At 64.1% G+C, this 6409-nt stretch carries 5 protein-coding genes; 2 read left to right on the top strand and 3 right to left on the bottom strand.

The annotated features are described in order from the left end of the window. Positions 1 to 11: 11 nt before the first annotated feature. Entirely contained in the window at positions 12 to 848 is an 837-nt protein-coding gene (locus ASF53_RS13025) for a 3-oxoadipate:acetyl-CoA acetyltransferase (protein WP_056198815.1), read from the top strand. A 259-nt stretch (positions 849 to 1107) separates the two neighbouring features. On the opposite strand, the gene fumC is transcribed toward ASF53_RS13025, so the two are convergent. The 3 genes from fumC to ASF53_RS26425 form a co-directional block, all read right to left on the bottom strand. Continuing rightward, positions 1108 to 2583, bottom strand: coding sequence for a class II fumarate hydratase (gene fumC / locus ASF53_RS13030; RefSeq protein ID WP_056198819.1), 1476 nt, complete (start codon positions 2581 to 2583; stop codon positions 1108 to 1110). 7 nt (positions 2584 to 2590) lie between these two features. Continuing rightward, a complete protein-coding gene (locus ASF53_RS13035; RefSeq protein WP_056198822.1) occupies positions 2591 to 4162 on the bottom strand; it encodes an NAD-dependent malic enzyme in 1572 nt (523 codons plus the stop codon). Positions 4163 to 4620: 458 nt separating this feature from the next. Further along, positions 4621 to 4821 (bottom strand): hypothetical protein (locus ASF53_RS26425; protein WP_210168535.1); only part of this gene is annotated, 201 nt, incomplete at its 5' end. A 58-nt stretch (positions 4822 to 4879) separates the two neighbouring features. Here ASF53_RS26425 and ASF53_RS13040 point away from each other — a divergent pair. Continuing rightward, positions 4880 to 6328 (top strand): IS1182 family transposase, encoded by a 1449-nt coding sequence (locus ASF53_RS13040; protein ID WP_056198827.1) that lies wholly within the window; start codon positions 4880 to 4882, stop codon positions 6326 to 6328. The last annotated feature ends 81 nt before the right edge of the window (positions 6329 to 6409 follow it).

Raw genomic sequence — 6409 nt, forward strand, 5'->3', positions numbered from 1 at the left:
TTGAGACCAGCATGACCGGCCAGCCCCCCGTCGTCGTCGCGGTCGCGATCACCGGCTCGGTGCCGCGCAAGCGCGACAACCCGGCCGTGCCGATCACGGTCGCCGAGCAGATCGAATCGACCCACGCCGCCTTCGAGGCCGGCGCGGCGCTGGCTCATATCCACGTGCGCAACGACGACGAGACCCCCTCATCCGATCCGGACAAGTTCGCCGCCGTGCAAGAGGGCCTGCGCAAGCACTGCCCCGGCATGATCGTCCAGTTCTCGACCGGCGGGCGCGGCCGCGACCCGGCGAGCCGCGGCCTCTCGCTGCAGCACCGGCCCGACATGGCCTCGCTCTCGACCGGCTCGGTCAACTTCCCGAGCATCGTCTACGAGAACCACACCACCCTGGTGACCGACCTCGCCGGCCAGATGCAGCGTTACGGCGTGCGACCGGAGATCGAGATTTTCGATCTCTCGCACCTGTACGGGGCCAAGCGCCTCGTCGAGGCCGGGCTGATGGATGCGCGTCCGCACGTGCAGTTCGTCATGGGTGTGCAGAACGCGCTGCCGGCGCAGGAGCACCTGCTCGACCTTCTGCTCGGGGAGCTGCGCCGCCTGCTGCCGCAGGCGACCTGGACCGCCGCCGGGATCGGCCGCGAGCAGGCCCGCGTGATGGATTGGGCGCTCGCCCGCGGGGCGGATGCGGTCCGCACCGGGCTGGAGGACAATATCCGGATCACGCGGGAGCGGCTGGCAGTCAGCAACGCGGAACTGGTCGGCCTCGCCGTCGCGGCGGTGACCCGGCACGGCCGCCGCGTCGCAACCCCGGCAGAGGCCCGCGCCGCCCTCGGCCTCCCCGCCTGACGGCGGCTGTTCCGAGGGTTGAAACCCGATTGGCTTGACCTTGCTGAGGGCGGCAGAGGGTGGGGAGCGGGCTTCAGCGCTGTGGCAGAAACCGGACATTCACGTCCGTGTCGGCTGGTTCAGTTTGACCCCACAGGGAACCGGGCCTTCCGGCCGGTTTCGCCCCGTGGAGATCGGTGGGATGGCATGCTGACGGCTCTTGAGGTCATGGGCAGACCCGCCGTCCCGACTTGGTCCGCCAAATACTGATCGGGAACGGTCAGGCGCCTTCGACGCCGTGGCCGATCATATCGCCGGGTACGATGATCGTGTCGTACTGCTCTTCCGATACTTCCCCGGACTTGAGCGCGGCCTCCCTCAGGGTCGAGCCGCTGGCCTGCGCCTCCTCGGCGATCTTCGCCGCAGCCTGATAGCCGATGACCGGCGAGAGCGCGGTGACGAGCATCAGGTTGTTCTCCATGTAGTTCTTGATCCGGTCTCGATCGATCTCCGTCTCCTCGACCGAATACGTGCGGAACTTCTCGCAGCCGTCGGCCAGGATGGTCGCCGAGTGGAGCAGGTTGTTGATGATGATCGGCCGCATGGCGTTCAGTTCGAAATTACCCTGCGAGCCGGCGAAGGCGGTGGCCGTATCCTCGCCGATCACTTGGATCGCGATCATCACCATCGCCTCGCACTGTGTCGGGTTGACCTTGCCCGGCATGATCGAGGAGCCCGGCTCGTTGGCCGGCAGCTTCAGCTCGCCGAGGCCGCAGCGGGGGCCGGACCCGAGCCAGCGCATGTCGTTGGCGATCTTCATCAGCGCCACCGCCGCGCCCCGCAGCGCGGCCGAGGCCCGCACCATCGCGTCGAGCGAGCCCTGCGCCATGAACTTGTTGGGCGCCGTGACGAAGGGCTTGCCGGTCAACTCGGCGATCCTGGCCGCGACGTGACGCGAGAAGCCCTCCGGCGCGTTGAGCCCCGTGCCGACGGCGGTGCCACCGATGGCAAGCTCGTAGAGCCCCTCACGCGAGCGTTCGATCTCGGCCTGCGCGGCGCGAAGCTGCGCGGCCCAGCCCGACCATTCCTGGCCGACCGAGAGGGGGGTTGCATCCTCCAGATGGGTGCGCCCCACCTTGACCACATCCATCCAGCGGTTGGCCTTCGCCTCGATCGCGGTTGCCAGCTTCGAGAGCTCCGGCACGAGCCGTTCGTCGAACAGCGTCACGGCCGCGACATGCATCGCGGTCGGGAAGCTGTCATTGGAGGACTGACCCATATTGACGTCGTCGTTGGGGCTCACCGGCTCCTGACTGCCGAGCGTGCCGCCGAGGAGTTGGATCGCCCGGTTCGAGAGAACCTCGTTGATGTTCATGTTCGACTGGGTGCCCGAGCCCGTCTGCCAGACGAAGAGGGGAAAGTGCGCGTCGAGCTCACCGGAGATCGCCTCGTCGGCGGCCCGCACGATCGCCTCGGCCTTCCATTGCGGCAGGCGGCCGGCCTCACCGTTCACCAGCGCCGCCGCCTTCTTGACGATGCCGTAGGCGTGGTAAACCGCCTTCGGCATCCGGTCGCCGCCGATGGAGAAGTGCTTGAGGGAGCGCTGCGTCTGAGCGCCCCAGTAGCGGTCAGCCGGCACTGCGACCGTGCCCATCGAGTCGAACTCGTCGCGGGTGCCCTCGGCATCGAGGCCGATGGGCACGTCCCGCATCGTCGGATGGCCTTTGCCGCCGTCCTTCTTGTCTTTCTTGCTCATGGCGGCCTCAATATTCCGGCGTGTAGCTCAGGGATTCGATGAAGGCCCGGATATCCGCAGGGCGCTTCACGGTGGCGAGGCCGCGCTCGAAGATGGATTCGGCCACCCGCGTCGCCGTCGTCCGCTCCGTCTCGAGGATGTCGTTCTGGCGCGGGAACAGCATCCCCTTGTCGCGATCGGCCTGGCTCACCTGATCGGCCGTGGCGTGGGCCGCCGCGATGAACATCGCGTCGTCGATCCGCTTCGGTTTCGTCGCATAGACCGCAAGACCGATGGCCGGGAAAATGTAGAAGTTGTTGGCCTGCCCCGGATGGAAGGTCTTGCCCTCCAGCGTCACGTCGGGGAACTGCACGCCGCAGGCGACGAGCGCCTTGCCCTGCGTCCATTCATAGGCCTGCTCAGGCGTGCACTCGGCCTTGTCGGTGGGGTTCGACAACGGGAAAATCACCGGCCGTTCGCAGGTCTTGGCCATGGCCTTCACCACGGCCTCGGTGAAGAGCCCGCCGACGGTCGAGACGCCGATCAGGATCGTCGGGCGGATCTGCTTGACCGCCTCCGTGAGATCCTCCGTCGGCTTTCCCTCATGCGCGTAGGGCTTCTGCGACGCGTTGAGGTCTTTGCGGCCCTTCTCGATCAGGCCGCCGATGTCGAACAGGGTGATGCGCTTGCGTGCCTCGGCCTCGCCGAGGCCTTCACCCCGCATCGCCTCGACGATCATGCCGGCGATGCCGATCCCGGCCGAGCCCGCCCCGGCGAACAGGATACGCTGATCGGCGAGCGTCTCTCCCTTGATTTGGAGGGCGGTGACGATGCCCGCCAGCGCGACGCTCGCCGTCCCCTGGATATCGTCGTTGTAGACGAGATACTTGTCCTTGTAGCGCGCCAAGAGCCGGATGGCGTCGTCGCCTTTCCAGTCCTCGAAATGCACGCAGACGCCCGGGAACACGGCATTGGCCGCCTTCATGAAGGCATCGACGATCGCATCGACCTCGCCGGGCTCCGGCGGCTCCTCACGCAACCCGGTATAGAGCGCGTCGGCGCGCAGGGCCGCGTTGGTGGTTCCGATGTCGAGATGGATCGGCAGGAGGCCCTCGGGCGGCACGCCGGCGCAGGCGGTGTAGAGCTGAAGCTTGCCGATCGGGATCGGCGCGCCGTTGGCCCCGATGTCACCGAGGCCGAGGATGCGGCCGCCGGAGGAGACGCAGATGAAGCGCACCTCCTTCACAGGCCAGTTGCGCAGAACCTCCTCGAAGCGCCCCTTCATGTGCCGGTTGAGGTACATGCCCTGCGGCTGGCGATAGATGTGCCCGTAGGTGAGACAGGCATCGGCGATGGTCGGGTCGTAGACGATCGGCACGAAGCGCGCCGGATCGGACATCACCGTTGCGAAGAACAGCGTCTGATTGCTGTTGCTGAGTTCTTGAAGGTAGATGAAGCGCTCGATGTCGCTCGGCTTGGCGCTGAGATGGCCGAGCGCGCGCTCGACTTGGCGATCGAGCGTTTCGACGGCGGTGGGCAGCAGGCCTTCGAGACCAAGCGACTCGCGCTCTTCCTGCGTGAACGCGGTTCCTTTGTTCATCGACGTACTCACTCCGCCTAACCTCTCCGCCGCGACATTCCGATTGAACGCGTTTCGAGGCGTCAATGAGCAAAGGCGGATTTGGTTGCGGTGCAATAAAACAGTTGTTTGATATCCAACCGGCGGGAATTATTCTGTTGTTGATGTAAATTGAAGAAATATATTACAAAATCGTCGTAAACTGATGCGTGACGCGGCACGATCTTGATAGATGGCCATAAATGGTTGTGTTAAATTATTTGAGATCGTTCGTGAAATTTGTGGGAAACTTCTCATTGCCAAATGAAAATCGATTATCAAGCAATGAACGAATGTTTCTAATATATAATATGGGCTGTTTCAGTGAATCTCTATGCAGTCATTGAAATAACGTTTGTTAAAAATTAATGCCATTCCAGAATATGCAGACAGAAATAGATGATTCGCGCCATGATGGAGTGTGCGTTATTATTTGAATGTCAGCAGAGGCTCTCCAGAACGAAATTCCCGGCGAGCCAATTACAGAAATCCGGTGGTGCGGAGTGCTCTAAAGCAGACATCGTCAATGTCCGCGTGCGGTCCAGGCTGTGTGAAAACGCGCTGATCTGGTAGAGTAAATCCCGATCTTGGAGGTCGGGATGAAGCGTTTCATCGCAGGCGAGAATCGTCAGCAGATCACGNCAGGCTGTGTGAAAACGCGCTGATCTGGTAGAGTAAATCCCGATCTTGGAGGTCGGGATGAAGCGTTTCATCGCAGGCGAGAATCGTCAGCAGATCACGCTCCTTCCCGACTGCCTGGACGACTACATCACCGCAGACAATCCGGTTCGCCTCGTCGAAGTGTTCGTCGATGAGCTCGATCTGGGCGCGCTCGGCTTCGCGGGCGCGGTACCGGAGGCAACGGGCCGTCCCGCCTACCATCCGGCGACACTGCTCAAGATCTACCTCTACGGCTATCTCAACCGCGTCCCGTCGAGCCGGCGCCTCGAACGCGAGAGCCAACGCAACGTCGAACTGATCTGGCTCACCGGCCGGCTGATGCCCGACTTCAAGACGTTGGCCGACTTCCGCAAGGACAACGGTCCGGCGATCCAGGCCGCCTGCGCGCAGTTCGTGGTGTTGTGTCGTCGACTGAACCTGTTCAGCAAAGCGGTCGTCGCCATAGATGGCAGCAAGTTCAAGGCGGTCAACAACCGCGACAAGAACTTCACCGCCGCGAAGGTCGAGGCGCGCTTGGCGCAGGTCGAGACGAGCATCGGCCGTTATCTTGCTGCGCTGGATCGGGCTGACCGCGAGCCGAGCGACATCATCGAGGCGCGCACGACACGGCTCAACGAGAAGATCGCGGGCCTGCGCGCGCAGATGCAGGTTCTCCAGGCGAGAGGGCAGCAGGTTGAGGCTGCACCCGACGGCCAGGTCTCGCTGACCGATCCCGACGCGCGCTCCATGGCGACCAGCGGCAAGGGTACGGGCATGGTCGGCTACAACGTCCAGGCCGCGGTCGATGCCGAGCACCATCTGATCGTGGCCCACGCCGTGACCAACGTCGGCAGCGACCGGGCGCAACTCGCGCCGATGGGGCTTCTGGCGCAGGAGGCGACGGGATGCGCCACGCTCACGGTGCTGGCCGACCGAGGCTACCTTAACGGGGAACAGGTTCTGGCCTGCGAGGGCACCGGCGTGCTGCCGTGCGTGCCCAAGACCCTGACCTCTGGCCATGCCAAGCGCGGCCTCTTCACGGGACAGGACTTCGTCTACGACGCCAAACGTGACCACTATATCTGTCCCGCCGGCCAGCACCTGACCAAGGGCGTTACCCGGTCCGATCGCCGGGCCGAGGACGACGAGATGGATCACTACCGCAACCTGACGGCCTGTCTCGATTGCGCTCTCAAGCCCCGTTGCACGCCAGCGGAGACGCGGCGTGTCAAACGCTGGGTGCACGAGGGTGTGCTCGATGCGATGCAGGAGCGGCTCGACCGGATGCCGGACGCGATGAAGATCCGTCGCCAGACCGTGGAGCACCCGTTCGGCACGCTGAAGGCCTGGATGGGCGCCACTCACTTCCTGAACCGGACCTTGGCGAAGGTCAGGACCGAAATGAGCTTGCAGGTTCTGGCCTACAACATGAAGCGGATGATCCAGATCTTCGGGGTCGGTCCGCTGATGAGGGCCATCCGGGCCTGAAGCCCGCGACCTCCATCCACCGCGCTACTCTCCCTCGGCCCCTCCACCCCTGAAAATCAGCGTTCTCACACGACCTCGGTC

This window comes from Methylobacterium sp. Leaf123 (assembly GCF_001423405.1).
Classification (GTDB): Bacteria; Pseudomonadota; Alphaproteobacteria; order Rhizobiales; family Beijerinckiaceae; genus Methylobacterium.